We start from the raw sequence: 25,066 nt of genomic DNA, 5'->3' as shown, positions 1-25,066 counted from the left end.
AATTATGAGCAAGAACACAATCGTTCATTGCCTGTGTGTTCTTCTCAAACGTACGTATAAGCGACGGGTACCCACACTCAACCATGAGAGACTAAGCATTCCAGCCAGTATAAAGCCAAGAAACAGCAGACTTTGCAACAGCATGGCGGACGAGAAGCCAGGGGACCATACGATGTCGTATATTGGAAAAAAGACTGGAGAGCTTCCCTGTCCCATCAGAGGCTGCCATAACACGAGAGCGAGCAGTGCCGAGATGAAGCCGTGCGCAGCCCGGGCCAACAAAAATGGCATATAACGAAGATCCGTCATATTTAAAATACTTGCAACCTGCGCATGAACCGATAGCCCGCCCCAGGAGAGCACAAAAGCGGCTGCGGCTACCTTGAATGGTATCGCTGCCGTGGCTTTACCTGCGGCCTGCACTCCTAAAGTGACTTCGAAAATACCACCCACAATGGACTCCGTTAACGTAGGAGGAAGACCACATGCAGTCAAGAGGTTTGCCGTAAGCAGATGAAGCCCGCTCATTAAACCGGAGTTCGTCAAAGCTTCTAAAATGACGCAGAAGAATACAACTAGCCCTCCTACGACAATAATAAGGCGTAGGGAGGAAGTAATCGCCTCACGGAGTAACTCACCCAATGGACGACCATCTTCCAAACGAGCTGTATGCATGGCATATAATGCTTGGCGTAGGGGTCCAGGCTGTCTATTGCGACCAGCAGCTTTTGTATTTGTGGACTTCGACCAGGCTTTTGGAGTAGGTTGAGGGCGGTCGCTGCGAGTATCTGTTTCCCCTGAACGGGAACCGTGGAAGCGCATAAGTAGCCCGATGATGAGCACACCACCATAATGAGCCACGCCCAGTACGAGTGCAATTTCTGGTTGATGGAAGAAGCCAACGGAAACCGCACCGATCAAGAATATCGGATCAGAGGAAGTCGTAAATGCGACCAAACGCTCTCCTTCAATGCGTGTGATCCATTTTTGCTCCCACAGCTTGGCTGTTAGTTTAGCTCCAATCGGGTAACCGGATGCACAGCTGACCGCAGCGACAAAACCTCCACAGCCAGGTACACGGAATAGAGGCTGCATCAGCGGATCCAACAGCGCACCTATGAAATGAACAATTCCGAAACCGAGGAGAAGCTCGGAAATAACGAAAAACGGGAATAAAGACGGAAACAGCACGTCCCACCAGATGGCAAGCCCCCGAAGCCCGGCATTCAGAGAAGATTGCGGGTATACAGCCATAAGTATAAATAGGAATAGCAGTGAAAGGATGAGCAGAGGAAGCGAGTAACGACGGTATAGCGACATAGAGGCCCCTCCTTTGGAGTTGTACTATTATACCTATGTCGGGGATGGACAAAGAGTACAAAAAAACAAAGAAAACGGTTACATTTGTTGCTGTATTTTTGTAAAGAGTATGTTAAAATAGGAAAACAACGATCCATAACCTTAAGGATGGAGTGATCAGGATGAGTATCGTTGCCGGTCTGTTCGTATGTGCTTTTGTGTATGTTATTCGTGCCTCTCTCGTCCATTCCGGTGAAGAGGATTGGCGGAGTTATTAATTGTATTTATAGAATGACGAAGTTATGTGCAACGAAGCACATCCTCTTCATATGTTAAATTGATAAAATGGCGCTTATTTTTAGCGTCATTTTTTGTTTTTTGTTATAATACGGGTGTATATTTATTACCATAGCACAGAAAGTTGGAGGAAAAGTGAACCCTAGCCTGAGCATTTATGACAACCTTGGGGGCGCGGAAGGTATTCGTGCTATTATTGAGGCCTTCTACCCGAGAGTTTATAAAGATCCGTTGTTAAGTCCCCTGTTTCCTAAAGACATGGAACCGGTTAAGGAAAAGCAGTTTATGTTCCTGAGCCAGTTTTTTGGAGGACCGTCCCTTTTTTCTGATGCATATGGTCATCCAATGTTACGTGCGAGACATATGAAGTTTCCCGTAACGGAGGAGCGAGCAGAGGCATGGTTGTCTTGTATGGCAGGTGCGTTAACGGATACGGGCATTGAGGAGCCGCTTCGTTCCATCATACTTAACCGTTTGTCTGGTCCTGCGCATCATTTTGTAAATACCCCGTAAGCTTGCGGGGATTGCCGAATTTTGGAGAGGGTTGTAAAAACATTGGAACTTGAACCGTTATATCAGATTAAAATCACCTGCACACATTGTGAAGAAGAATTTCAGACATCTCGTGTCAGACCAAGCCTAAAGAAGGCCATTCGTACAGATTCAGATTTTTGCGCTTATTATAAGAATGAAAATCCGGATTTTTATGTCGTAAGGGTCTGTCCTCATTGTGGGTTTACCTCGACAGAGCACTCTACCGTTCAGTTAAGCGATCAGCAAACCAAGATTTTTAGAGATAGAATCGGTAATCGCTGGCAGTCTCGCGAATATGGCGGGCATCGTAGCTGGGAAGAGGCATTAGAAACGTATAAACTGGGTTTACTCTGTGCCCAGGTCATCGGAGAAAAGGAACGCGTAGTAGCCAGTCTATTACAGCATATCGCATGGATGTACAGATACCAGGGAAATGAGGAGCAGGAGCTTCGCTTTCTCAAATTTAGTCTGGATTCTTACGTTCGGGTTTATGAGCTGGAGGGTGTCGGGGCGAATAATGCCAAACTGCTGTATCTGATTGGTGAATTGCATCGACGTACAGGGAACTTTAACGAAGCGGTACGCTGGTTTTCGCGTGTCATTAATGACAAAAAGATTATGGATGCAGCCATGATCCGGGCTTCCCGCGAACAGTGGTCTGTACTGCGAGAACAAATGATGGCTAAAAATTTCCAACTGCCGGAGGAAATGCAAGACGCAAGCTCCTCCTGAAGAAATAAAGGTGTGCACTATGGCCGATTTAGGCTCATGGTTCACACCTTGTTTGTAAAACGGGTTATATTCTCTTACAACTCATGAATTAATGATGACGCAATGTGGTATCTGACAGCAAATAATCGTCATCACAATCCACTAAAGTAACCTTGTTATGGCAACATGGAAACACAAGCAGCTTTTTCATACCTTCGTGTATGAGCTTAAGTTCTTTAGGCTTCAGGGGCAGCAATACATTATCCTGGTCGCAAAACGGACAAGACTGTACATAAACGTCTCCCATGACGATGTCATAAGGCCAGGTTTTATGAAAAGGGATCATGATTTGTCCGATTCTCCGCCGTTCGGGTCAGCGGTTTCTTCTTTAGCCAGTTCGGCCAGCTTTTGCATCAAAATGTGCTGGGGTGTATGCATAAGGTGTTCCAGCGGAATACCGAGCTTTTCGGATAATTTCACAGCCGTTTCCGGCGAAATTTGTAAGGGTCTCATTCTGTTTTCCTCCCAATTGTAGTGATTTACTATCACGATGTAGCTTTATTGTATATGAAACCACATGAATTCGCCAAAAAAGAAAGGTGGAACTATTATGAAAACACCGTTAAAGCAAACATGGGATCTGGAATCTATTTTTAGCGGAGGGTCTTCCTCTGCCTCATTCCATGCATTTTTGGAAGAATTGGAAAGCAAGGTCCAACAGCTGCAGTCCCAGCTTAAAGCAGCTAAAGTACCACAAACGGCATTGGATACCGAGCGTCTGGATAGTGTATTGAGTAGCATCCAGGAGCTGTTTAATGGCGCGTCGCAGGCGGGTTCCTTTGTCTCTTGTCTAACTGCTCAAAACCAGCACGACAAGCTGGCTGTTCAACTGGGAGCGCGTGTCAACACGCTGTATGCCCAAGGGAAAAGTGCTTTAGTATCTTTCCAGAACTTGCTGGCACAAACCAGTGAAGACATTTGGCAGAAATGGATGGAGCGCGAAGCTATCCAGCCGATTTCTTTTGTCCTGAACGAATATCGGAACGAAGCACGTGAAAAAATGGCTCCTGAGCTGGAAAGCCTTGCATTGGATCTGGCAGTGGATGGCTACCATGGATGGGGCGACTTCTATGATACCATTGTCAAAAATATGACGATCCCTGTACCAGAAAATGGCGAGATCGTAAACCTGTCTGTAGGTCAAGCAGCTAATAAGCTGGATGAAGCAGATCGCAGCGTACGTAAAGATGTGTTTGCACGTTGGGAAGAGGCATGGGCTCAGGTAGAGGACTATTGCGCGGATACATTGAATCATTTGGCAGGCTTCCGTCTGAAGCTATATGAAAAACGAGGCTGGACAGATGTGCTTAAAGAACCGCTGGAAATCAGCCGTATGTCCGCACAAACGCTGGATACGATGTGGCAGGTTATTAATGAAACAAAGCCTATTGTAGTTAAATACTTGGAGCGGAAAGCAAAGCTGCTGGGCTTAGAGAAGCTGTCCTGGCATGACGTTGAAGCTCCGCTGGGAACATCAACCACTAAAATCCCATACGACGATGCTGCTGTAACGATTGTTGAGCAATTTGGTAAATTTAGCTCGAGAATGGCTGACTTTGCCCAAATGGCTTTTGAGAAAAGTTGGATTGAAGCAGAGGATCGTCCTGGCAAACGTCCGGGTGGTTTCTGTACATCTCTGCGTCTAAGCAAAGAGACCCGTATTTTTATGACCTATGCCGGATCACCATCCAACGTTTCGACACTGGCCCATGAGCTCGGACACGGTTATCACCAGCATGTGATGAATGAATTGCACCCATTGAATCAGAATTATGCCATGAACGTAGCTGAGACGGCGTCGACGCTGGCAGAACTTATTGTATCAGATGCTTTGCTGGAAGCTGCCGAGGGTCAGGAGAAGGTAGCTTTGCTGGAGGATAAAATTCAGCGTGGTGTAGCCTTCTTTATGAACATTCATGCCCGTTTCCTATTTGAAACCCGTTTTTACGAGTTGCGGAAAAAAGGAGTCGTAGGAGCACAACAATTAAGCGAGTTGATGGAACAAGCGCAGCGTGAAGCGTTTAGTGGTATCCTGGATGAGGCTCATCCTCATTTTTGGGCATCCAAGCTGCATTTCTATATTACGGACACTCCTTTCTACAACTTCCCGTACACATTCGGGTATATGTTCAGTGCAGGAATTTACGCTTTTGCGAAGGAAAACCCTGACGGCTTCGCCGACCAATATGATGCCTTGCTGCGTGATACAGGTCGCATGACAGTCGAAGAATTGGCTTCCAAGCACTTAGGTACCGATTTAACACAGGCTGACTTCTGGCGTAATGCTGCGCAAGTTACTGTTCAGGATATTGAGCAATTTTTACAAATGACAAAATAACGGATTTACACTTTTGAAAGGTCTCCTATAAGGGAGGCCTTTTTTGTAATTTTTGCAGAAGATGATGAACAAAGTCGCAAAATGTCGAAGTGTAATTAACATTACCTGTTGGCGAAATTTAAAATGATGGATATACTTAGAAAATAGTTATAAATACCCAATTATGTTGGTTTTGATTGTAAGGTTAAAAATCTTCGCATATAATTGAGTCGTAAGACCTATTAATTATTTTTGGACAAGGTATATAGGAGGGTTTTTGTAATGGATGAAGTAGGTCAATTGTCGTTGGCAAGGCAGATGGATATCGTTTTAAAAGAACTGGATAATGAACTGGCGGGTTTGTCGTCAGGCATCGTATTTGTACAAATACGTAACAATGTAGTTGGGAAGTTTGGGATTCGCCATAATCCGCTTGCAGGTAAGGGTGGCACGTTTGCAGCAGTAGAACCGGGGTTATCAGCAAAGCATCGGGAGGATTTTCGGCGTATGGCCCTAGAAACGCTAAATCATAAGCGTAGCTGGACTCATGGTGAGATTGCTTTCGATTTTGCTATCAGACAAGGAACGATTTTGGTAGATGCAACACTGGAGTCCAACTACAACATGGCGAATCTCATGATCCGCTACAACAAGCCTACATACCGAGCGGCTAATTCGGAATAATCATCAATATGAGGATTTTGCAAAATCCTAATTTAAAAAAGAGAAAAGGCGGCCTTCCTAGGGAAGACCGCCTATGTTATATGCCCGTTATAACGCATTTTGGTAAATTACGATGAACGGAATGCTCATGTGGAATAATGACGCTTATTGACCTGAACGTCCTGATAATTGCTGTTCGGCCAGCTGTACCAAGCGTTTAGTGATATAGCCTCCCAGAGAACCAGCTTCACGGGATGGCATGTCACCGTAGTAACCGTCTGCCGGAATGGTGATGCCCAGCTCTTGTGCAGCTTCATATTTCAATTGTTGCAGTGCGTTGTTGGCTTGAGGAACAACAAGGTTGTTACTGCGACGACTTCTGCCTTGATTAGCTTCATTCATGTGTAGTCACCTCCTTCGGCTGTGATGAGGTTAGTATGCGACAGAGTTATGAAAATATGCGCCGAAGGAAGGAAAGTGACTAGAGGGAAATTACGGATATATGATATGAATCTGAGTTTTGAGATCGATGGATTGCTTAGGCTCCAGACGGATCAGCCCGCCTCCTTCAACAGGATCAGGTAAATTAGGAGCATCTGACAGCCAGGTATAAGGCTCAATGCAAAGATACTGATCGCATTCACCTTTGGTGTATAACACCCAATACTTAAAGCATTGCTCATCTGCTGTGTAGCGGATTTGATAACCATCATCACGAGTCAAAAGAGCTACAGCAGGGCCTTCCGTTGCCCGCAGCAACGTATCTAGATTCGTTCCTTTCAGAGAAAGACCCGAAGAGAGCTGTTCCAAGTCATTCAACGAAGTAATGATACCTGTAGGTAGCTGTTCAGCATCCTGTTCATATACGCCGTTTACAGGTAGCTTTAGGCGCCAGCGCTCAGGTTCTCCGTCCACCATAAACCAAGTGTGATATCCCAAGCCAAATGGGGCTGCTTTTTCACCCAAATTGGTTACGCGCAGTGTTTGACTTAATATAGCACCCTGCAAGCGATACGTCATCTCCAGACGCAAAGGAATGGGGAATTGTTCCATCCAGTGCGGATCACTTTCTGTCAAAAGCTCGGTAGTGACACTGCAACCTTCTTCATCCTCTTCAATATCACTGCAGCGCCAGGATTGATTACGATGCAGACCGTGTATATGGTTGTCATTGGCTGTATTTCGGTCGAACTGGTAAGGAACACCGTCAAACTCAAATTGTCCTTTGCGAATTCGGCCAGGAGGAATCAAAATGGGCAAGCCAAAATGATAAGGCTTTTGTAAATAAAAAGCCAATTCTTCCTCACCGGGCCGACGTACGATATCCCTGTCGAGCTTCAGATCACGCACTGAGATAATATTATTCCCGAGGCGAGGGATCATCGTAACCTCCAGTTCACCACTATGTAAAACATACGTGTCGTAACCGTTCCAGTGTTCTTTGGTCACTTGTTTCATATCCATGCTCCTTTGTCCACTATAATCGGTTGAAGCTTCGTGTCATTATGATAACAGATTTTTGATCGTAGGGCACAATCGTCATTTGACAATAACATTATGCGGAATTATCATTAATGTAGTTTAGAAAGTAATGACATGGATAACGCGATGATGAGGACAAGTAAGCTTTCGCATAAGCTCTTCAGAAAGCCGGTGGTGGATGGGAACCGGTGAGCCTGCATTGCTGAATGGACCTTGGAGTGCCGCACAGAACAGGATTTTACAGTCCTCAGTATGACGGCCGATTGCTCCCCGTTAACGGAGCTTTAAGATTGCAATCAGTCATGGCGCATAGCTCCGATAAGCAAAGGCTGACGGCAATGAATAAGGGTGGTACCACGGTCTCGCGTCCCTTGAGGATGCGGGGCCTTTTTGCGTTCTAAATATTGAAATAATCGGAGGAGGAAGAGTATGAAAACTGTACTTTCAGGTATTCAGCCTAGTGGACAACTTACTTTGGGCAACTACATTGGTGCAATGAAAAACTTTGTCAAATTGCAAGAGGATCACCAATGTTACTTTATGGTTCCAGATCTTCATGCGATTACCGTACCGCAGGAACCAGCTCAATTACGCGAGCAGTCGGAGGCGGTAGCGGCATTATTTATTGCAGCGGGTATTAACCCAGAGAAATCCAACGTCTTTTTACAATCCCATGTTCCTCAGCACGCTGAGCTGGGATGGTTGATGACAACACTGACGAATATGGGCGAGCTGGAACGTATGACTCAGTTTAAGGACAAGGCTGCTGGCAAGGATTCCGTAGGAGCAGGGTTGTTCGTATATCCGTCGTTGATGGCAGCTGACATTTTGCTCTACAACGCGGATCTCGTCCCGGTGGGCGAAGATCAGAAACAGCATCTGGAACTGACACGGGATTTGGCTGGCCGCTTTAATCATCGTTATGGAGATTATTTTACAATTCCCGAGCCGTATATCCCTGAAGTAGGGGCAAGAATTATGTCCCTGGATGATGCATCCAAAAAAATGAGCAAGAGTAATCCGAATGCAGGCAGTTTTATTGCGCTACTGGACGAACCGAAAGTCATACGCAAGAAAATCAGCCGCGCTACGACCGATTCTGGCAGTGAGGTTAGATATGATCTGGCCAATAAACCTGAAATTAGTAATCTAATGAGCATTTACAGCCAGTGTTCCGGTTTGTCGCTCCAAGAAGTGCAGGATCGTTATGAAGGCCAAATGTACGGGACATTTAAAAAAGAACTGGCAGAGACGGTTGTGGCTATGCTTGAACCGATTCAGCAGCGCTATCGCGATATCCGGGAATCCGGTGAAATTGGACATATTTTGGCCCAATCCGCAGAGCGTGCACAAGAAGCTGCTGAAGTCACGCTGTCTGCGGTCAAAGAGCGCATGGGCTTTCTGCCACGTCTACGCTAAAGCATATTGAGGCGAAACGAATTAGGCCTTTTATAGGATTGGATTAGGAGCGGCGTTGTCGGGCTTTGACCACGAAACCCCAGCCAATATTGCCGACAGATAATAGCCCCAGTAGAATGGCAAGCCATGCGGAATAACTGATGGATATAGCGGCTGCGGTCAGCAGGACAATGGATGAAACGGCGAACCATAGGGATAAACCTTTGCTCATTGGTAAAAACCTCCAGTGTTCGAATGTTGAATTTCAGGAATAAGTAGTTGTAAGCGAGCCATAATAATCTTGCAAGCTTGCAATGAACCTCACTCACAAAGAACTGAAAGGAGATTCAAATATGAGCAGACGTCGTTCAAACAACCTGCAAGTACCGCAGGCCAACGCCGCTTTACAACAATTAAAATATGAGGCAGCTCAAGAACTTGGCATCACCATCCCTCAGGACGGTTACTTCGGTAATGTTGTTTCCCGCGAAACAGGTTCTCTTGGGGGATATATTACGAAAAAGCTAGTCCAACAAGCAGAACAATCCTTGTCGGGCAGCAGCCGTTTGCAGTAATACACATAAACACTCCATCTTGGAAGCTGTATTATGAGCAACTGTCATGAAGAAAATCCGGAGCGATCATGCTCCGGATTTTTTTTACGCATGGCTTATGACCATTGTGAATCACGCAAGTCCGCTTCGTCAAGAGGGCGCTTTCATGAGATGTGATTTTTGGCGCGAATGGCCAAAAAAACAGCAAGCTCCCAGATTAAGGGGGAACTTGCTGTCTCTTGTTCATACGGCTGGTTGTTAGCTTGTAAGCAGATTTTAATTCGTATGCAGGGAAAGGCGTTTTTGCATCTTTTCGTCACTGAGCCATCCGATATAACTGTTGATCAGCCCAAACTGCTTATCCATCGCGACCACAGCCACGAATGGATATTGTCTCCGGTGTCGATACCTGACGTCTCCCCATCGCACAATATAGCCCCATTCCAGTTCTTCCACCTCGGCAACGGCAAAGGAGGAAAAATAGCGAAATGCCTGCACATCGCGATAGGATTTGGATGCTTCTACGGCAGGATGTGTGGATGGAATTGCGTGTTTCGTCCAAAATAAGTGCGAGCCATTTAATCCACCGATGTCATAACTTCCATTCTGATGAGCTTTTACCACATGCCACCGGTTCCATGATACGGTGGGAATGATATAATAATTGTCGCCCTCCTGACGCTCGTTGTCCATATTACGTACCGCTTTTCTGGTAATAAAATGACTCCAGGTTCGCCAAATGTAATACAGGCCAATAATGACGTACAGCGTAATAAATAAGGGAGCGGGTGGAATCAATCCGGTGATCCACAGCATAATCGCAGCAACATGGGTGCCAAAAATAAAGGGATCGAAAATATGGATGATATTCCAAGATATCCACTTGTTTGTAAACGGCCGGAATGCCTGTGTTCCGTACGTATTAAATAAATCTGTGAATACATGCAGGCAGACGGCAATCGTTACCCATAATGCTACATGACCTGGGGGCACATCTCTGAAGATCAGGCAAATTAGCCCTGTTATGGACAAGATCCATATCAACCAGAAGGGAATTGAATGCGACAGTCCACGGTGATTGCGAATGTAGGCTGCATTATTTTTCAACCGAAGCAAAGTGTCAAAATCCGGAGCTTGTGACCCTATAACTGTAGCGAGCAGCACCACTGCGGCCAACTTTGGATCTCCGGCGACGACAGGGTCAGTGTAGGCCAGACCGGCCAATCCGATTCCCATGACAAAGTGTGTGGCTGTATCCATATCTGTCGCTCCTTTTGTATTGTTTCCTGTACTTATTACTACCCAAATTTACTGTAAACGATCAGCAGGGGCGATTTGCCATCGGAATTGTGAACGTTTTGTGCGTTTTCTGTCAAACTTTTTGGGGTAGGTATATGATAAAATTTATATCGGAGTTCAACTTACTCCCGAATTCATACATCTCTAAGGGGGAGTTACTCACAATGGATAATATAAGTTATAAGACTTCTTCGGATGCGGCTACCTATTCTGTAAAATCTAAACCACCCGGCAAAGCGGGCACTTGGAAAGATTTTATTACAGTTACCAAGCCAGGCATCCTTCGTACCAATCTGGTTGCAGCCTTTGGTGGTTTTTGGTTAGCATCGCAATGGGACGTTGACTATATAAAGCTAATTCTTACACTTTTAGGTACAATGCTAGTTATGGCGTCTTCTTGTGTTTTTAACAACTATTTTGACCGTGAGCTGGATTTGAAAATGGAGCGTACACGTAATCGCTCACTGCCAACAGGGCGTCTGACCCCTACAACGGTGTTGTCATACGCTATTATTTTGGGTGTTGTAGGGTTAGCTGTTCTATTCTTCTTCTCTGGTGTAAAGGCAGGGTTACTGGGATTACTTGGTATGTTCGTCTACGTCGGTATTTATACACTTTGGTTAAAACGTTCATCTACATGGAGTACATCCATCGGCGGTATTTCTGGTGCAATGCCTCCTGTAATTGGTTATGTGGCCGCTTCGGGTCGTATTGATATGGGCGCTTGGCTTTTATTCGCTCTCCTGTTCTTATGGCAGCCGCCTCACTTCTGGGCACTTGCTATTCGCAGAGTTGAGGAATATCGCGCAGCAGGATTTCCGTTGTTGCCAGTCGTAAAAGGTATCCATCGGACAAAGATTCAGATGATTCCTTATATTGTATTGCTGATTCCGGTACCCATCCTTATGTATGCTTATGGATATGCCGGTATGATTTTTATGATCGTGTCCGTGTTACTGTCCGTGCTGTGGGCATTCTATGCCTTTAAAGGTTTTACGATTAAGGAAGAAGAAACGGATTCCTGGGCCAAAAAAGTATTTTTCTTTTCCATTAACCATCTGACACTCAGCTTCTTGCTGATGATCGTCGATACGGTTCATAAATTCTAATGTCATTTTAGAGGCATTTTATAGTACACCATATAGCTGTCCAACAGGCATGAAAGCGGCCTGAGGACAGCCTTTTTTGTTATTCAAGACTAAAGAACAGGTGGCGGGTATATAATGTATTCTTCCAATCCTGCTTTTTCCAATTGAGCGATCACATATTCGTCTGGAGTCCCTTCTACGCCAGCGTATCCTTTGCGGGTATACATATGGTAGGCATCTGGAAAAGAGTCTGCAAGCACACCCCTTATTTTTTTCCCTGAGCTGTCATTGTCCATAAATAAATATATTTCGTCGTGCTTGGCTCGCTTGTGGAGGGATTCCAGTTTTATAGAGTTTAGTGTGCCGAAGGTGCATAAAATGTGAACCTCCGGGTCAAGTAATCGGCGAAGTTTGCTGCGGTCATTTTTCCCTTCGACGATCACGGTTATCGCCATTTAAGCTCACCCCTTGTCTGATACATATGCTCGAAATTCCCCGGGAAATGAAGAATATGAGTATAGTGTAGCTCCAAATAGGGTTCTCATGCAAAAAATAACAAAATAGCCTGCCAGAAGTGGCAGGCATGGGTACAAGGGACAACATGTTAGGGCAATTTAGACATTAAAACCAGCAAGTACGGAGAATGATGACGAGCAGAATATAAAGAACAAGAATGGTGCCAGTTGAAGTTCCAAAAACAGGGCAAGGGCTTACAGGATGACAGTGGCTCACAGGCTGCACCTCCCTTTATTAGTGAATGTTCAGTCAAAATAGTCTATGTGGATAGGGGTATAGTGTACTGTGCATCTGCCCTCTGGAACGGCATTTTGGGCTTTAAAGATAGCATTTTAGCATACCCACTGCCTCAGACTAGCTAGGAATGATAAGGTCCTGTGGCAGACAGTGGCGGCGTCGGAGATATGCGCTTAACGGGAACGAATAGCAGGCCAGCCATCAGAATCAGAAATGCGATAAAAAAAGGGGATATGTGATCCGGAAGCTGACCCGCCAGTACAGGCCCGGCAAAGGAGCCGATTGACGTTGCAATGGATTGCAGGGCAAAGGTTTTGCCCAATCGAGCACCTCCAATTCGTATGAAGAGAGAGGCCAGCGCTGGAAAAATGATGCCTTTGGCTGTTCCCAAAATAAACAGGATGATGCCTATTGTCGCTTCGGGCGTGGTGGCGAGTGCATAGAAGCTTAAAGACATCAGAATAATGCCACAAAGTAGCCTTACCATCGGTGAATATTTGTTCAGAAAAAGCAAACTAAGCGTACAGAGTGCTCCCAAACTGATGATGGAAAAAAGCAATCCGGTGGACATCATGGACGCAGAACCGTTATTTCGTAATGGGATCTCATAAAATAAAATGCCTTGTGCGCACGCCAAAACAAAAGGTAAAAGCAGGTAACGCCAATTGAATGGTAACCGCGTCTGTGCTGCCGAGAGTGGAGCAGGTGTCGTATGACCATCAGATAATTGGGCCTGCGGAGCGGGTGCTTTTTTGGGTAAGGTGAAATAAGCCATAAGCCCCGTGATTACGAGAATGATGCCAAGGGAACTAAATGTCTCGCTAAAGCCAAAACTGGCTACGATAAATGCGCCTGCGGCTGGAGACAGAACAGAGGCCAACGTATGGACGACACCATGCCCCGACATATATTTACCCTGCGTAACCGGATGATCAGACAGTTGCGCCAGCATGGCCAGACAGGCTGGAGATAAAAAAGCCAACACATAGCCACTAATCGCACGCAGAAAAAGTAATTCCCACGGTGTATGGATGTACGATTGAATGATCAGGATCAGGCCTGCAGCTGTCAGGCTGAACATAATATATCGGCGACTGCCGTGTTTGTCGACTTTGGGACCTGCCATCAAATTGCCAGGCAGGTGAGTCAGAGAGTAAATCCCCATCATCCAACCGATAAAGGTAGGAGCTGCCCCCAGAGAGATGGCGAATGGCGTCAAAATAGGATATTGCGCATGCAGATCAAAAAAGGCAATGAACAAAAAGAGATACAGCCAGAGGGCTGTTTTCATGTGAATGACCCCCTTTCCCTAATGTAAACTTTCATGTTACTTCGTATTGGCCCTTCCTAAGTTGTACGCTGGATTGGACGAACATAGACCACTTTGTATGGACAAGAATTGAAAGACAAGGTATGTATAAGACCTAAGCTGACAGGACATTGCGTAATCATGTATAATTACAGAGACAATTTTGCAATTCGAATCATGTAGTTGAAAACGGGAGTGTAGCGAAATGGATAAGGGCGTCTGGAGAGAGTTTTTGGAACATAATTGGCAGATTGTTCAAGATAATTGGCTGTATATATTAATTGGGCTTGTCCTATTGTTAGTCATATTGAAGGTTGTAAGAACTCTCATAAAATGGCTGATTGTCATCGTCGTAATTGCAGGCTTGCTTATCTACAGTGGCATTTCCTTTGAACAGGTCGGCAAGGTCGTTACTCAGGCAAAGGATGATGCGATTAACAAGGTTCAGAGCGAGGCCTTGAACATGATGATCAAAGAGGGACGGGATGCCCAATACACATCCAACGCGGATGGTACGTTTTCGGTAACCAGCTCCAACTTGGAAGTGAAAGGTCCATTTGATGGTGACAAGGTCAAGGTATGGTTTCAGGGGATGTCGCTGGGCGAGTGGAGTATGGGCGATACCGTCAAGAAATATATCGAAGGTGCGAAAGGCTCGGCTGTAACACAGTCGCCACAGTCGCCGTAGAGACAGGAGGAACACAATGAAACCATCCTGGCTGGAGCCTATTCTTCATTGGAATGGCGTGACGGTGTTTTTAATTGTCATTGTACTGCTGTCGTTGATTCAGGGCTGGAGACGAGGAGCTTCCAGATCTGTAGGGGCGCTGTTTAGTCTTATTGTGGATGGCATACTGACTGTAGCGGGTATTTTGTGCTCGCTCGGATTAGCCATGTGGCTTTCACCGAAGGTGCAACAATGGCTGGCAGCTTACATGGAGCATTTGCCACAGCGAAAACTAAGCGGGATTGAGCAATTTTATTATACGCTTGTGGCGGGGATAGAGGGTTTTCCGCTGCTGCGATTCGCCGTATTGTTCATGCTCAGTTATGCTATTGCCCAGTTTATACTGCGTGCCATTTATGTGTTGATGGTAGGTGGAAAATCAGATTCCTCTCTCCATGAGCATCCCCAAAAATCGGGCTTTTTCAGCAGGGTGGCAGGGGCTGGAATAGGTACTCTTATTGGTGGAGCTCGCGCCATGATAATCATAGCCCTGCTGTTCATAGGCGTAAGTCTGTACCCAGACAGCGGGTTTAGCAGCTACGTACAAGCTTCACCGATTTATAAGCAAGGTGCGCAATCGGTCATTGAGCCGTTGTCCGGGACTCTGATTAAGGATAAGCTGCCCGTATTTACGCAGGCTGTTACCAAGGAATTGAATGGTATCATGCAGCGCAAATATGAAATAATCGACCGGGACATTCCAAGCGATATCGTTCAGGCAGCGGCCAAGATTACAGAAGGGGCTAGCGGTGACGAGCAAAAAGCTAGAGCGTTGTATGAATGGGTAGGCACCCGTATTAGCTATGATTACAGTAAGGTTGAAGCCTATGAGCAACGTGGTGACTGGCATGAACAGACTCCCAGAGATACGTTTGATACACGTAAAGGAGTGTGCATTGATTATGCCCGCCTTTACTCAATGATGGCTCGTTCGCAGGGGCTACAGGTCAAGGTTGTAACAGGCCTTGGGTACAACGGACAGGGAGGATACGGGTCCCATGCCTGGAATGAGGTATATTTGAGCGGACAGAATCAGTGGGTACCGCTAGACCCGACCTGGGCGCAAAGTGGGGACTGGTTTAATCCGCCTGGTTTTGCCCAAACACATATCAAGGATAAAGTGATTTAATAAGGAGTGGAAAAGGGCACATGAGAAAGATAGACAACGAGCAGGGAACAGACAATGGGACGTCTGATCGAAAAAGATTCAGCTTTCGGATCAATCTGTTCTTTTTCAGCTCGTTCATTATATTTACAGTCATCATTGTAAGATTGGCGATACTTCAATTTGTAGATGGACCTCAGCTTAAGCAGCAGGAGGCCAGTAATGTTACCAAAAATGTACCACTTACGCCGATTCGCGGAACGATTTATGATTCAACCGGACAGAACAGACTGGCGTATTCTACACCAGTACAGTCGCTCTATATAACGCTCTCCAAGAATTACAGTGATGGTATGGAGCAGTTGCGTAAGCCTGATAAAAAGCTGTTGCCTGAGCTGGAAAACATGACACAAAAGCTGGCAAATCGATTTGCACAATATGGTAATAAAGATGAGCCGAAAATGACGGCAGAACAAATTATGGACGCTATGGATCGGAACTATCAGCGATTTAGCGGTTTTACGCCGCGTTTGATTAAAACGAATCTTAACAAAGATGAAGTGGCCTATTTTATGCAGCATAAGAGTGAGTTTCCGGGCGTAGATGTCGTTGAGGAAACGGTACGCCATTATGATCCTGATACGGTAGCTGTCCAAACGGTTGGCTACATTAAAAGCTATAAAAGTGCGCGTGAAACGTTGGCTAAATATAAAAACATCCAAAAATCCATGTCAGCTGAAAATGATCCGGGCCTCATTTATATGGATAATGAATCTGTTGGCTTTGATGGACTGGAATTTCAATATCAGGAACAGTTACGAGGGAAAAATGGTTATAAAACGGTCCCGATTGATCCGCGCAATATGCCTGAAGGCGTAGATTCTGTTACACCTCCGCAAAAAGGGGATAATGTCTATTCCACGATTAACAAAGAAATTCAGGTGAAGACTGAAAATGCTATTATGGATCAATTGAGATGGCTTCATACACACGCTGTATCTGGCAGGACTCATCCTTATGCTAAAACAGGCTTTGCTGTGGCTATGGAAGTGGATACAGGAAATGTGGTGGCGATGGCTAGTATGCCGGATTATGATGCGAATTATTGGCAAACGGGTACGATTTCAAAAGACAAATATGAAGAAATAAAACATGTGTATCAAAATGCTACAATTAAGAATGTTGGCTCAGGCCAATCTGGACAGCACCCAGATTCTACCGTGCTTCTCGGATCAACTATTAAACCGCTGTCTGTTCTTATTGGATTGGAAGAAGGACTGTTTACAACAAATACGTATTATCAAGACACAGGAGCAGCCTATTTCGGACGTAACAACTCTGCACGGGTGCGGAACTCATCTGGTCATGTGTACGGTTCAATGGACCCGGCTACCGCTATACGTCATTCCTCTAATGCTTTCATGGTCGATATGGTTGGCAAGCGCTTATATAATAAATACAGAAATAATGCTACAGAAGACCAGGGCGTTAACGTATGGGATCGTTATATGAAGGAGTTTGGATTAGGTGTTTCTACTGGAGTAGACTTGCCCGGTGAGTTCAAGGGGCTTTTAGAATATACGAAAAAAGACGAGTCAGCCCTCTCCAAACTGGCATATGCTTCCTTTGGTCAACAAGGTAAATATACACCTATGCAACTTGCCCAGTACACAACAATGATCGCTACCAAGGGTAAACGGATGGAGCCGCATTTGGTCAGTCAAATTAAAGATACCAACGGCAATGTAGTTCAAACGTTTAAGCCGAAAGTACTAAATGAAGTAAAATTTCCGGATGCCTACTGGAATGAAGTCATACGCGGGATGGCAACAGATGTCAGCGCATTTAAAGGTTTCCCTTACGACTTTGCTCGCAAAACGGGGACATCGCAGCAAAGTGTAGGCAGAGAATTGAAAGATAATGGAGTATTTATCGCCTTTGCACCACGTCAGAATCCTAAGCTGGCCGTAGCCGTTGTCATACCGGAAGGAGGCTTCGGGGCTTGGAGCGCCGGACCTGTGGCACGTAAAATCTTTGATGCCTACGATGAAGTTTATGGATTGGATGGGGTACCTAAGAAAAAGGATGCCACAGCAACCGATCCTAATACAACCAAACAGCCATAATCATTTTATACGATATCATTTCATGAAAGCTTCTCTTAGCCTTTAGGCTGCGGGAAGCTTTTTATGCTTTTTCTACGTTTTCTTACAAAATTGTCATCTGGGAATTCATCGTTTATTGCTTTGGATATGGTAGGATCAGGAATATAAAAACCTAACTGAAAGGAGTAATGACCAGCTAATATGGACAGAGGAAGTTTGGATAAAAAGTTTTCATTTAAAAAGAAAAATGTTGAAGAGAATGAAGGGTCGCGAAAAAAACAGACGGTTTTACGAACCAACCTACTGTTTTTTGGTGCTTTTGTGCTGTTTGCCCTGATCATTACCAGACTAGCTGTATTGCAGTTTGTACAATCGGAGGAGCTGAAAGGGCAGCAGCAATCCGTAAATACGAAAAATGTCCCGTTAGCCCCGAGTCGCGGCACGATTTATGACTCTACAGGTACGGTTAAGCTGGCGTATTCGACTTCAGTACAGTCCTTGTATGTAACTTTATCTAAGGATTATAGCAAACGTACGGAGAAAGATCGCAAGCCGGGGGAAAAGCTGCTCCCTGAGCTCGATGCTTTTGCTACCAGACTTGCTGCCAAATTAAACGAACTGGGGCATACCGAAGGGGAGCAACTTAATGCAGAGGAAATAAAAAAGCGACTGGACCCGGACTATAATCAATATAGGGGATTTACCCCGCGATTGGTCAAATCCGACTTGAGTCGGGAGGAAATCGCTTATTTTCTGGAACATCGGACAGAGTTCCCTGGTGTAGAGGTTGTAGAAGAAAGTGTACGCCATTATGACCCGGATCGGGTGGCGGTACAAACGATTGGATATATGTACAAGTTCAAAGGAGCTCGAACGAACCGGCCCAAATATAAAGAGCTCTATGAAGCGAATTCAGAGGTTTTAAAACCGGCACAGGTTTATTCGGAAAGTGAAACGGTCGGATATGATGGCTTGGAGCTTCAGTACCAGGACGAGCTGAGAGGGAAAAACGGATATAAAACGGTAGAGGTCAATCCTCGCAGCATGCCGGAGGGCATTGAATCCATTACTCCTCCTGAAAAAGGACATCATTTATATTCCACCATCAACAAAGAAATTCAGCAGAAAACCGAACAAGCCATTATGGATCAGCTTGGCTGGCTTCATACTCATGCCGTATCGGGGAAGCTTCATCAAGACGCAACCACTGGCTTCGCTGTAGCGATGGAGGTAGAGACCGGAAATATCGTGGCAATGGCCAGTATGCCGGATTATGACTCTAATGTATGGAAAAGTGGAAGTACCTCACCTTCGGTATATGACGAAATTCAGCATAAAATGGGAAATGGAACCATTAAATCCGTGCCTAGCGGAAAAGCGGGTCCACATCCAGAATCCTCAGTGCTTCTGGGTTCAACCATTAAACCACTGACCGTGCTGATCGGGTTGAAGGAAAACTTTTTTTCTCCCGGACAAACTTATCTGGATACGGGAAGTGCGTACTACGGCAAAAATCGCTCCAGCCGGGTTGGAAATTCTAGCGGGCATGTGTATGGTTCTTTGACACCTAGCAGGGCAATTGAGGTCTCGTCAAATACGTTTATGGTGGATATGATCGGCAAGCCGCTGTATGCCAAATACGGAAGTAATGCAGGGATGCATCAGGGAATTGACGTATGGGACAAATATATGAAGGAATTTGGATTAGGCGTACCGACAGAAGTAGATCTGCCGGGCGAGTGGGCAGGCAGACTTGAGTATACGAGCAAGCATGAAAGTGCACTGACACGTTTGGTACAGGCATCCTTTGGTCAGCAGGGAAAGTATACGGCCATGCAATTGGCCCAGTATACGACTGTGCTGGCAACAAAGGGCAAGCGTATGCAGCCTCATTTGGTCAGCAAAATTGTAGATGATCAGGGGAATCTTGTACGTGAATTTAAGCCGAAGGTACTGAATGAGGTCGCTTTTTCAGATACGTACTGGAATACAGTGATTCGGGGTATGGCTACCGATGTTAAAGCCTTTAACGGATTTCCTTATGACTATGCCCGTAAAACAGGGACTTCTGAGCAGGTGGTGGGACGTACGGTTAAAGATAATGGGGTGTTCATCGCTTTTGCTCCACGTCAAAATCCGAAGCTGGCGGTAGCGGTCATCATTCCTGAAGGGGGCTTTGGTGCGACGAGTGCGGGACCGGTTGCGCGTAAAATATTCGATGCGTATGACGAAGTTTACGGGCTAGATGGTACTCCTAAAAAGCCTGTGGCAGCAAAGTGAGGACTTGAATACTTTTGTGGGCTTCTCTTTTTCATGGTAAAATGTCGTTGGACATAAGGGACATACAGGAGGAAGAGAGACTATGGGAGAAAACCAATATAAATACAAACTGCTTGCGCTCGACATGGATGGAACTTTACTGAATGATAATCATGAAATTTCCCTGGAAACGATTAACTGGATTAACAAGGCGATTCAGGAAGGGATTCATGTATGCTTATCCACCGGACGTGCTGCCATGCATGCTCTGCCTTACGGTCAGCAACTCGGCCTGGAGACACCCATGGTAACCGTAAACGGCAGTGAGGTGTGGAAATCACCCCACGAGTTGTGGCGCCGGTATTTACTTGATAAGGAGCTCGTTCGCAAGATGCACCAGATTGCCGTAGAAACAGGCTCTTGGTTCTGGGCTTACTCAACGGAGGAATTATATAATAGGGATCGTTGGCCGGATACATTGGACACACAGGAGTGGCTCAAATTCGGTTATAATACGGAAAATGACGAAATTCGCCACCAAATTTTGCTTAAGCTTCAGGACATGGGTGGACTTGAGATTTCCAATTCTTCGATGACAAATCTGGAAATTAACCCAGCTGGTATATCCAAGGCCAGTGGAATCGCTGAAGTGTGCGACCTGCTTGGCATTACTCTGGAGCAGGTGGTTGCCGTTGGCGACAGTCTGAATGACCTGGCTGTGATTCAAGCGGTTGGACTGGGCGTAGCAATGGGGAATGCTCAGGATACAGTAAAAGAAGCCGCTGATGTGGTCGTGGCTTCGAACAATGACGACGGCATTGTAGAAGTGATCCGCGATTATGTGCTTGTGTAATAAAACGAATGATGCAGCAAGCAGAATAAATGGACGAGAAGGAGGAGGCCCATGGACATTGTAGGCTGGATTGTTGTCATTGTGCTGTTCATTGTGGGCATGGCGGGGGCGGTATATCCCGTATTGCCGGGGGCGCTCGCCATCTATTTTGCGTTTTTTGTGTACGGCTGGTTTTTCTCGTTTGCTTCATATAATAAATTGTTCTGGATCATTCAGACGCTAATCGTCGTTGCCCTTTTTATCGCGGATTACGCTGTGAATGCCTGGGGAGTCAAACGATTTGGTGGCTCGCGCCTGTCAGCGATACTGAGTACTATCGGGATTATTATTGGCCCCTTTGTTATTCCGGCATTTGGCCTGATTTTGGGACCATTTATTGGCGCTGTGCTAGGTGAGCTGATAAGCAAAGCCCCGCTGGACCGAGCTATTAAAGTGGGCTTTGGCTCTGTGTTAGGCCTTTTTACCAGCACCGTGATGAAAGTGATTTTGCAGCTTGCCATGATTATTGTATTCTTAATTTGGGTGTTATAACCCGAGATTCGTTATCATTTATTATGATTTGCAGAGACAGAATCGACATGCGGCTCCGCACCGGTGATGGCTCAGGCCATGACAGTTTGTGCGGGGCTTTTGCATGCGTGTGAACAGCAAGAAAGAAGGGAACGCATTTTGTCCAATAAAGAAACATTCCTTAAAGGTACGCTTATTTTAGCCGCTGCCGCCTTGGTGGCCAGAGTGCTTGGTCTGGTACAGCGTGTTCCACTGGAGCATCTGCTCGGTTCCGTCGGGAACGCCTCGTTTACCATTGCGAACAACGCTTACTTGATGCTGCTCACGGTGGCTACGGCCGGCATTCCAAGCACGTTGAGCAAAATGGTTTCAGAACGTTATGCACTGGATCGGCCTTCGGAAGCGCGACGTGTGTATCGTGCAGCTTTAATATTCGCGGCTGCGGCAGGCATTATCATTACAGCGCTGCTGTATTTTGGAGCGCCTTATTTTGCCGAGCATGTAGCAGGGGTTCCGCAATCCGCTTTGGCCATTCAGGCTTTGGCACCAGCATTACTGCTGTTCCCTGCCATTGCTATGATGCGTGGATACTTCCAAGGGCGCGGTAATATGACCGCAGGCGGTATTTCACAAATCGTGGAGCAGGTTGCACGGGTAGCGACCGCTATTATACTCGCTTTTATTATTTTGAAGCTGGGTTATGGAGATCGCGAGGTTGCAGCTGGGGCCTCCTTTGGGGGTGTCATGGGAAGTCTTGGCGCTCTGGCGGTCATGTTGTACTACACGGTAAAATTGCGTCGTCAGGATCGACAGGATCGTCAAGATCAATTCCAAGAGGAAAGCTCCGCGCTACCGATGATGCGCATTTACAAAGATATTTTTAAGCTTTCCATTCCGATTGTATTGTCGTCTCTGACCGTTCCGGCGGTCAACTTTATTGATACCTCGATTGTGGTGAGACTGCTGTCTGGTCAAGTGGGGTTGGATCAGGCGACTACTCAGTTGGGTTATCTAGGCTCTCGGGCACAGAGTGTGGCGGGGATTCCGCCGATTTTGGCCATTGCGCTCAGCCAATCGCTCATTCCGATCATTTCAGCGGCATTTGCTCGTAAGGATGAGCAGCATTTACAAAATCAGATGACGCTGGCTTTGCGTATCTCTATTTTGACTGGAATGCCGATTGTGCTGGCTTTATGTGTGACCGCCTATTCTATTAATGGTTTACTGTTCAGCTCGCTTGGAGGCAGTGGTATCATCGCTGTTCTGACACTCGGAACGATATTCCAGATTACGATGATGACTTCTAATTCGATATTGATCGGTATGGGCAAGCCGCGTATTTCAATGGTTAATGTCATGGTCGGGATCGTCGTCAAGTTTGCAGCGAGCTGGCTGCTGGCTGGTTGGCTTGGGATTTACGGGATCATTGCCGCAACCGGATTATGTTTCCTCGTGATCACGTTGCTGAATTTGCGTGTGCTTAAAGGGATCGTCTCCTTTTCCATCATGGGCCGTCGCTGGGCAGGTTTCTTAACCGCAGTCGTCGTCTCAGGAGCTATCGGGTACGGTGTAAATGAAGCCTGTATTCTGCTGGTGCATCTGATGCCTTCGCGTGTAGCCTTCTTCATCGCATGCTGCATTGCCGGAGCGACTGTACTGGTATGCTACTTGGTGTTGCTGGTTGTATTGCGCGTATTGCGCAGGGACGAGCTGGGCAACTACCCACGTATGTTGCAAAAGGTACTACGTCCGTTAATGCGCCTACAGCGTGAGTCCACAGGACAGCGAGGCTAAAAGAGCTCTCCAGTCTTTCAGTGGAAAGGTTGCAAGCTGTTATGGGCAACGTGGGCCATTGCTGTTTTTTGTATGCCATGGCGATGCTCGTGGCGCATGGCAAATAACAGCGGTCGCCTTGGTTCGCTTAGATGCCCAAGTGTGGAGCCGTCCTGAAACCAGTCATACCGGGGGATTGGATCATAAGCTGTATCGGACCAGACGGCGTTCAGCTCCGGGCTGTACAGACGTTGTCCTGGCGGTAGCCATTCATGTGCTAAAAGCGTTGCACTTTCATCTGGAGAGTGCAACGCTTTTTGTTCATTCGGGGTGAATAGTCCAGGCCAATAGTCGCTGCGTGAACCCGTATGCGGCACACTGTTAGCGAATGCTGATGCCTGGTCCAGCACCTGCTGATGGCCGAAGAGCATAGCATAGAGACTTTTGCCAAAGCCGATCCGCTCGTCCAAATGGCCGAAACGCTCCATCACTAGTCCAGCAAGCCCACCGTTTAGCCCAAGTGGAAATATAACCTGATTAAGCTGGAGCCAGTCATGCAAATAAAAGCCCGGCTTGTGTGTCACAAATTTTTGAAAATACGGATCTTTTACCACACGTCCTTCAATATAGTTTTGTTCATTAATGATGAGCGCCACAGTCAACAGAGAGCTATCACGCCATGCCCAGAAACGTTCCCAAAAGGGCTTCATGAATGGCGAAACGTGAAAATAAGGCAACAAATGAAAGCAACTCCGACCTAAATGACGGCTGTGCATGTAAAGTTGCAACTGCGGATAAGCGTCTTGAAAAATAAGGGCGTTACAGCGCTCCAGTAGCCGATACAGCCATTCCTTTTCCTGCTCGCCGAATAGGTTGTCAATCAGTCCCCCTTTCAGATCGGTCATATGATAGCCGCCATTACGAGAAACCAGGTGAGCCAGTAATGCCCAGTGTAACTCCGGGTAGCCACGATAGCATTCAAGGTAAGCAGCAGTGCGGGTAACGTTGCTGCGATTCTCCTGTGCTGTATCGTTCTTGATCCGCTCCAGCAGCTCACAGTCTGTTTCGCATAAGGGCATATTCAGAGAAGAGGGACGCGTAGCGGGTCCGTTCACCAACATTAACGCTTCAGCTTCATTCATAGCGGCCTGTGCCGTATGATAATCCCACGCTAGTTCACGCAAGGGGTAGCGTAATTTGCGGGATTCGGTCCAGGCTGCCCGTTTGCCTTCCCAAGCTTCCTCAGCAACACGGGGAACGGAACCCAGTAACTTTAGCCCTCCCTGAAGCTGTCGAGATGCCGTATGGAGCCATTCGGTAAGAGACATGACTAAATAACCTCCTTTCCAACTGCAAGCATCCCCGTATCCTGCCAAGTAAGTTGGGTATGCTGTTAGGATGTCGTCGTTTATGTGGTGGATTCTTAAGTATATATTTAGTATGCCTCAATGAGAGGGCTTCCAATCGGCATGTGAGCAGAATGGGGGAGTGTGCAAAAGCTTCACTTGGCGTTACAATAGAAAGTGCAATCTTTTCAGTATAAAAAGAATTTAAGGAGGAATCATCCATGCAAAAAATCGTCTCTCATGAAGACTTTAATAAGGCAATATCCACTCCGGGCGTAACGGTGGCTGTATTTAAGGCGGACTGGTGTGGGGATTGTCATTTCATTGATCCGTTCATGCCTGATGTGGAACAACAATATGCAGATAAGCTTACATTAATTGAGATTGATGTAGAACAGGCCGAAAGCGTCAGTCAAGAGCAGAATGTATTGGGGATTCCTAGCTTTATCGCTTACAGTGAAGGGCGAGAACTGGTACGTCTGGTGAACAGACTGCGCAAATCCCGCGAGGAGATTGAGCAATTTTTGGATCGGGCTGTTGAAGTCCATACGAGCTTGGCAAAATAATGAATGCTGTACATGCATACATGAAGGTTCCAAATTGAATTTTAAACATCAAGACATT

Annotated in this window: 25 protein-coding genes and 1 pseudogene; 15 read left to right on the top strand and 11 right to left on the bottom strand. The window is 46.2% G+C overall.

All coding sequences use genetic code 11. The features are described from left to right. Window positions 1–24: 24 nt before the first annotated feature. Complete coding sequence (gene ylbJ, locus MKY16_RS20105) at window positions 25–1,320, bottom strand: sporulation integral membrane protein YlbJ (protein ID WP_340956782.1); 1,296 nt, start codon at window positions 1,318–1,320, stop codon at window positions 25–27. Window positions 1,321–1,731: 411 nt separating this feature from the next. Between ylbJ and MKY16_RS20100 the strand changes: the two genes are divergently transcribed. Together MKY16_RS20100 and MKY16_RS20095 are read left to right on the top strand one after the other, a co-directional pair. Then, window positions 1,732–2,109, top strand: a complete 378-nt coding sequence (locus tag MKY16_RS20100) for a globin domain-containing protein (protein ID WP_029518198.1) — start codon at window positions 1,732–1,734, stop codon at window positions 2,107–2,109. A 21-nt stretch (window positions 2,110–2,130) separates the two neighbouring features. Further along, window positions 2,131–2,862: a DUF2225 domain-containing protein gene (locus MKY16_RS20095; RefSeq protein ID WP_340956780.1), complete on the top strand. Its 732-nt coding sequence runs from the start codon at window positions 2,131–2,133 to the stop codon at window positions 2,860–2,862. 88 nt (window positions 2,863–2,950) lie between these two features. Here MKY16_RS20095 and MKY16_RS20090 read toward each other — a convergent pair whose 3' ends face one another. Further along, the gene (locus tag MKY16_RS20090; RefSeq protein WP_029518200.1) at window positions 2,951–3,187 is read right to left on the bottom strand and encodes a hypothetical protein; all 237 of its coding nucleotides are present in this window, start codon (window positions 3,185–3,187) and stop codon (window positions 2,951–2,953) included. After that, the gene (locus MKY16_RS20085) at window positions 3,184–3,354 is read right to left on the bottom strand and encodes a YycC family protein (RefSeq protein WP_014277894.1); all 171 of its coding nucleotides are present in this window, start codon (window positions 3,352–3,354) and stop codon (window positions 3,184–3,186) included. The genes MKY16_RS20090 and MKY16_RS20085 overlap by 4 nt, the downstream gene beginning before the upstream one ends. 97 nt (window positions 3,355–3,451) lie before the next feature. Between MKY16_RS20085 and MKY16_RS20080 the strand changes: the two genes are divergently transcribed. Next, window positions 3,452–5,239 (top strand): M3 family oligoendopeptidase, encoded by a 1,788-nt coding sequence (locus MKY16_RS20080; RefSeq protein ID WP_340956779.1) that lies wholly within the window; start codon window positions 3,452–3,454, stop codon window positions 5,237–5,239. 261 nt (window positions 5,240–5,500) lie between these two features. Continuing rightward, window positions 5,501–5,902, top strand: a complete 402-nt coding sequence (locus tag MKY16_RS20075) for a hypothetical protein (protein WP_013311862.1) — start codon at window positions 5,501–5,503, stop codon at window positions 5,900–5,902. 144 nt (window positions 5,903–6,046) lie between these two features. Here MKY16_RS20075 and MKY16_RS20070 read toward each other — a convergent pair whose 3' ends face one another. Together MKY16_RS20070 and MKY16_RS20065 are read right to left on the bottom strand one after the other, a co-directional pair. Beyond that, on the bottom strand, window positions 6,047–6,283 hold the full coding sequence (locus tag MKY16_RS20070; RefSeq protein WP_013311861.1) for an alpha/beta-type small acid-soluble spore protein: 237 nt from the start codon (window positions 6,281–6,283) through the stop codon (window positions 6,047–6,049). 90 nt (window positions 6,284–6,373) lie between these two features. Continuing rightward, the gene (locus MKY16_RS20065; RefSeq protein ID WP_340956778.1) at window positions 6,374–7,339 is read right to left on the bottom strand and encodes an aldose 1-epimerase; all 966 of its coding nucleotides are present in this window, start codon (window positions 7,337–7,339) and stop codon (window positions 6,374–6,376) included. 453 nt (window positions 7,340–7,792) lie between these two features. On the opposite strand from MKY16_RS20065, the gene trpS reads away from it, so the two are divergent. Further along, entirely contained in the window at window positions 7,793–8,782 is a 990-nt protein-coding gene (gene trpS, locus MKY16_RS20060; protein WP_029518204.1) for a tryptophan--tRNA ligase, read from the top strand. 43 nt (window positions 8,783–8,825) lie between these two features. Here the strand turns inward: trpS and MKY16_RS20055 are convergent, their stop codons facing one another. After that, window positions 8,826–8,993: a hypothetical protein gene (locus MKY16_RS20055; RefSeq protein ID WP_007431986.1), complete on the bottom strand. Its 168-nt coding sequence runs from the start codon at window positions 8,991–8,993 to the stop codon at window positions 8,826–8,828. A 121-nt stretch (window positions 8,994–9,114) separates the two neighbouring features. Between MKY16_RS20055 and MKY16_RS20050 the strand changes: the two genes are divergently transcribed. Then, window positions 9,115–9,336, top strand: coding sequence for an alpha/beta-type small acid-soluble spore protein (locus MKY16_RS20050; RefSeq protein ID WP_013311857.1), 222 nt, complete (start codon window positions 9,115–9,117; stop codon window positions 9,334–9,336). 255 nt (window positions 9,337–9,591) lie between these two features. Here MKY16_RS20050 and MKY16_RS20045 read toward each other — a convergent pair whose 3' ends face one another. Beyond that, window positions 9,592–10,575 carry a metal-dependent hydrolase gene (locus tag MKY16_RS20045; RefSeq protein ID WP_029518205.1) on the bottom strand — a complete coding sequence of 328 codons (984 nt, stop codon included), beginning with the start codon at window positions 10,573–10,575 and terminating at the stop codon, window positions 9,592–9,594. Between the two features lie 203 nt (window positions 10,576–10,778). On the opposite strand from MKY16_RS20045, the gene cyoE reads away from it, so the two are divergent. Then, complete coding sequence (cyoE, locus tag MKY16_RS20040) at window positions 10,779–11,723, top strand: heme o synthase (protein ID WP_013311855.1); 945 nt, start codon at window positions 10,779–10,781, stop codon at window positions 11,721–11,723. 89 nt (window positions 11,724–11,812) lie between these two features. On the opposite strand, the gene MKY16_RS20035 is transcribed toward cyoE, so the two are convergent. From MKY16_RS20035 to MKY16_RS20025, 3 genes and pseudogenes are all read right to left on the bottom strand, one after another. After that, the gene (locus tag MKY16_RS20035; protein WP_029518206.1) at window positions 11,813–12,157 is read right to left on the bottom strand and encodes a toprim domain-containing protein; all 345 of its coding nucleotides are present in this window, start codon (window positions 12,155–12,157) and stop codon (window positions 11,813–11,815) included. Between the two features lie 166 nt (window positions 12,158–12,323). Then, window positions 12,324–12,392: pseudogene (locus MKY16_RS20030) on the bottom strand (YjcZ family sporulation protein); the annotation flags it as partial. A 184-nt stretch (window positions 12,393–12,576) separates the two neighbouring features. Next, window positions 12,577–13,746, bottom strand: coding sequence for an MFS transporter (locus MKY16_RS20025; RefSeq protein WP_029518208.1), 1,170 nt, complete (start codon window positions 13,744–13,746; stop codon window positions 12,577–12,579). A 223-nt stretch (window positions 13,747–13,969) separates the two neighbouring features. Between MKY16_RS20025 and MKY16_RS20020 the strand changes: the two genes are divergently transcribed. The 7 genes from MKY16_RS20020 to MKY16_RS19990 all read left to right on the top strand — a co-directional run bounded on the left by MKY16_RS20020 (window position 13,970) and on the right by MKY16_RS19990 (window position 23,117). Continuing rightward, on the top strand, window positions 13,970–14,452 hold the full coding sequence (locus MKY16_RS20020) for a hypothetical protein (RefSeq protein ID WP_029518209.1): 483 nt from the start codon (window positions 13,970–13,972) through the stop codon (window positions 14,450–14,452). Between the two features lie 16 nt (window positions 14,453–14,468). Beyond that, window positions 14,469–15,620 carry a transglutaminase domain-containing protein gene (locus MKY16_RS20015; protein ID WP_318627989.1) on the top strand — a complete coding sequence of 384 codons (1,152 nt, stop codon included), beginning with the start codon at window positions 14,469–14,471 and terminating at the stop codon, window positions 15,618–15,620. 20 nt (window positions 15,621–15,640) lie between these two features. Continuing rightward, window positions 15,641–17,722 carry a peptidoglycan D,D-transpeptidase FtsI family protein gene (locus MKY16_RS20010; protein ID WP_340956776.1) on the top strand — a complete coding sequence of 694 codons (2,082 nt, stop codon included), beginning with the start codon at window positions 15,641–15,643 and terminating at the stop codon, window positions 17,720–17,722. 180 nt (window positions 17,723–17,902) lie between these two features. Continuing rightward, window positions 17,903–19,981 (top strand): peptidoglycan D,D-transpeptidase FtsI family protein, encoded by a 2,079-nt coding sequence (locus MKY16_RS20005; protein ID WP_340956775.1) that lies wholly within the window; start codon window positions 17,903–17,905, stop codon window positions 19,979–19,981. 82 nt (window positions 19,982–20,063) lie between these two features. Further along, window positions 20,064–20,813, top strand: coding sequence for a Cof-type HAD-IIB family hydrolase (locus MKY16_RS20000; RefSeq protein ID WP_061829851.1), 750 nt, complete (start codon window positions 20,064–20,066; stop codon window positions 20,811–20,813). 51 nt (window positions 20,814–20,864) lie between these two features. After that, window positions 20,865–21,344 (top strand): DUF456 domain-containing protein, encoded by a 480-nt coding sequence (locus tag MKY16_RS19995; protein ID WP_318627993.1) that lies wholly within the window; start codon window positions 20,865–20,867, stop codon window positions 21,342–21,344. Window positions 21,345–21,482: 138 nt separating this feature from the next. Beyond that, window positions 21,483–23,117, top strand: coding sequence for a putative polysaccharide biosynthesis protein (locus MKY16_RS19990; protein WP_340956770.1), 1,635 nt, complete (start codon window positions 21,483–21,485; stop codon window positions 23,115–23,117). 17 nt (window positions 23,118–23,134) lie between these two features. Here MKY16_RS19990 and MKY16_RS19985 read toward each other — a convergent pair whose 3' ends face one another. Next, window positions 23,135–24,424: a DUF2515 family protein gene (locus MKY16_RS19985; protein WP_340956769.1), complete on the bottom strand. Its 1,290-nt coding sequence runs from the start codon at window positions 24,422–24,424 to the stop codon at window positions 23,135–23,137. Window positions 24,425–24,663: 239 nt separating this feature from the next. Between MKY16_RS19985 and MKY16_RS19980 the strand changes: the two genes are divergently transcribed. After that, window positions 24,664–25,008 carry a thioredoxin family protein gene (locus MKY16_RS19980; RefSeq protein WP_029518216.1) on the top strand — a complete coding sequence of 115 codons (345 nt, stop codon included), beginning with the start codon at window positions 24,664–24,666 and terminating at the stop codon, window positions 25,006–25,008. Window positions 25,009–25,066: the final 58 nt, after the last annotated feature.

This window comes from Paenibacillus sp. FSL L8-0641, assembly GCF_038006265.1.
GTDB classification, from domain to species: Bacteria; Bacillota; Bacilli; order Paenibacillales; family Paenibacillaceae; genus Paenibacillus; species Paenibacillus polymyxa_D.
Note: the sequence above shows the minus strand (reverse complement) of the source record. Positions and strands in the feature narration are given on the sequence as shown.

Excerpts from the sequence above, each read along its gene's own strand:
- trpS (WP_029518204.1), top strand. The coding sequence starts at position 7,793 with ATGAAAACTGTACTTTCAGGTATTCAGCCTAGTGGACAACTTACTTTG.
- MKY16_RS20080 (WP_340956779.1), top strand. The coding sequence starts at position 3,452 with ATGAAAACACCGTTAAAGCAAACATGGGATCTGGAATCTATTTTTAGC.
- cyoE (WP_013311855.1), top strand. The coding sequence starts at position 10,779 with ATGGATAATATAAGTTATAAGACTTCTTCGGATGCGGCTACCTATTCT.
- MKY16_RS20000 (WP_061829851.1), top strand. The coding sequence starts at position 20,064 with ATGGGAGAAAACCAATATAAATACAAACTGCTTGCGCTCGACATGGAT.
- MKY16_RS20010 (WP_340956776.1), top strand. The coding sequence starts at position 15,641 with ATGAGAAAGATAGACAACGAGCAGGGAACAGACAATGGGACGTCTGAT.
- MKY16_RS20055 (WP_007431986.1), bottom strand. The coding sequence starts at position 8,993 with ATGAGCAAAGGTTTATCCCTATGGTTCGCCGTTTCATCCATTGTCCTG.
- MKY16_RS20025 (WP_029518208.1), bottom strand. The coding sequence starts at position 13,746 with ATGAAAACAGCCCTCTGGCTGTATCTCTTTTTGTTCATTGCCTTTTTT.
- MKY16_RS20085 (WP_014277894.1), bottom strand. The coding sequence starts at position 3,354 with ATGAGACCCTTACAAATTTCGCCGGAAACGGCTGTGAAATTATCCGAA.
- MKY16_RS20075 (WP_013311862.1), top strand. The coding sequence starts at position 5,501 with ATGGATGAAGTAGGTCAATTGTCGTTGGCAAGGCAGATGGATATCGTT.
- MKY16_RS20090 (WP_029518200.1), bottom strand. The coding sequence starts at position 3,187 with ATGATCCCTTTTCATAAAACCTGGCCTTATGACATCGTCATGGGAGAC.
- MKY16_RS20065 (WP_340956778.1), bottom strand. The coding sequence starts at position 7,339 with ATGAAACAAGTGACCAAAGAACACTGGAACGGTTACGACACGTATGTT.
- MKY16_RS20035 (WP_029518206.1), bottom strand. The coding sequence starts at position 12,157 with ATGGCGATAACCGTGATCGTCGAAGGGAAAAATGACCGCAGCAAACTT.
- MKY16_RS20045 (WP_029518205.1), bottom strand. The coding sequence starts at position 10,575 with ATGGATACAGCCACACACTTTGTCATGGGAATCGGATTGGCCGGTCTG.
- MKY16_RS19985 (WP_340956769.1), bottom strand. The coding sequence starts at position 24,424 with ATGTCTCTTACCGAATGGCTCCATACGGCATCTCGACAGCTTCAGGGA.
- MKY16_RS19995 (WP_318627993.1), top strand. The coding sequence starts at position 20,865 with ATGGACATTGTAGGCTGGATTGTTGTCATTGTGCTGTTCATTGTGGGC.
- MKY16_RS19980 (WP_029518216.1), top strand. The coding sequence starts at position 24,664 with ATGCAAAAAATCGTCTCTCATGAAGACTTTAATAAGGCAATATCCACT.
- MKY16_RS20050 (WP_013311857.1), top strand. The coding sequence starts at position 9,115 with ATGAGCAGACGTCGTTCAAACAACCTGCAAGTACCGCAGGCCAACGCC.
- MKY16_RS20015 (WP_318627989.1), top strand. The coding sequence starts at position 14,469 with ATGAAACCATCCTGGCTGGAGCCTATTCTTCATTGGAATGGCGTGACG.
- MKY16_RS20070 (WP_013311861.1), bottom strand. The coding sequence starts at position 6,283 with ATGAATGAAGCTAATCAAGGCAGAAGTCGTCGCAGTAACAACCTTGTT.
- MKY16_RS20020 (WP_029518209.1), top strand. The coding sequence starts at position 13,970 with ATGGATAAGGGCGTCTGGAGAGAGTTTTTGGAACATAATTGGCAGATT.
- ylbJ (WP_340956782.1), bottom strand. The coding sequence starts at position 1,320 with ATGTCGCTATACCGTCGTTACTCGCTTCCTCTGCTCATCCTTTCACTG.
- MKY16_RS20005 (WP_340956775.1), top strand. The coding sequence starts at position 17,903 with ATGGACAGAGGAAGTTTGGATAAAAAGTTTTCATTTAAAAAGAAAAAT.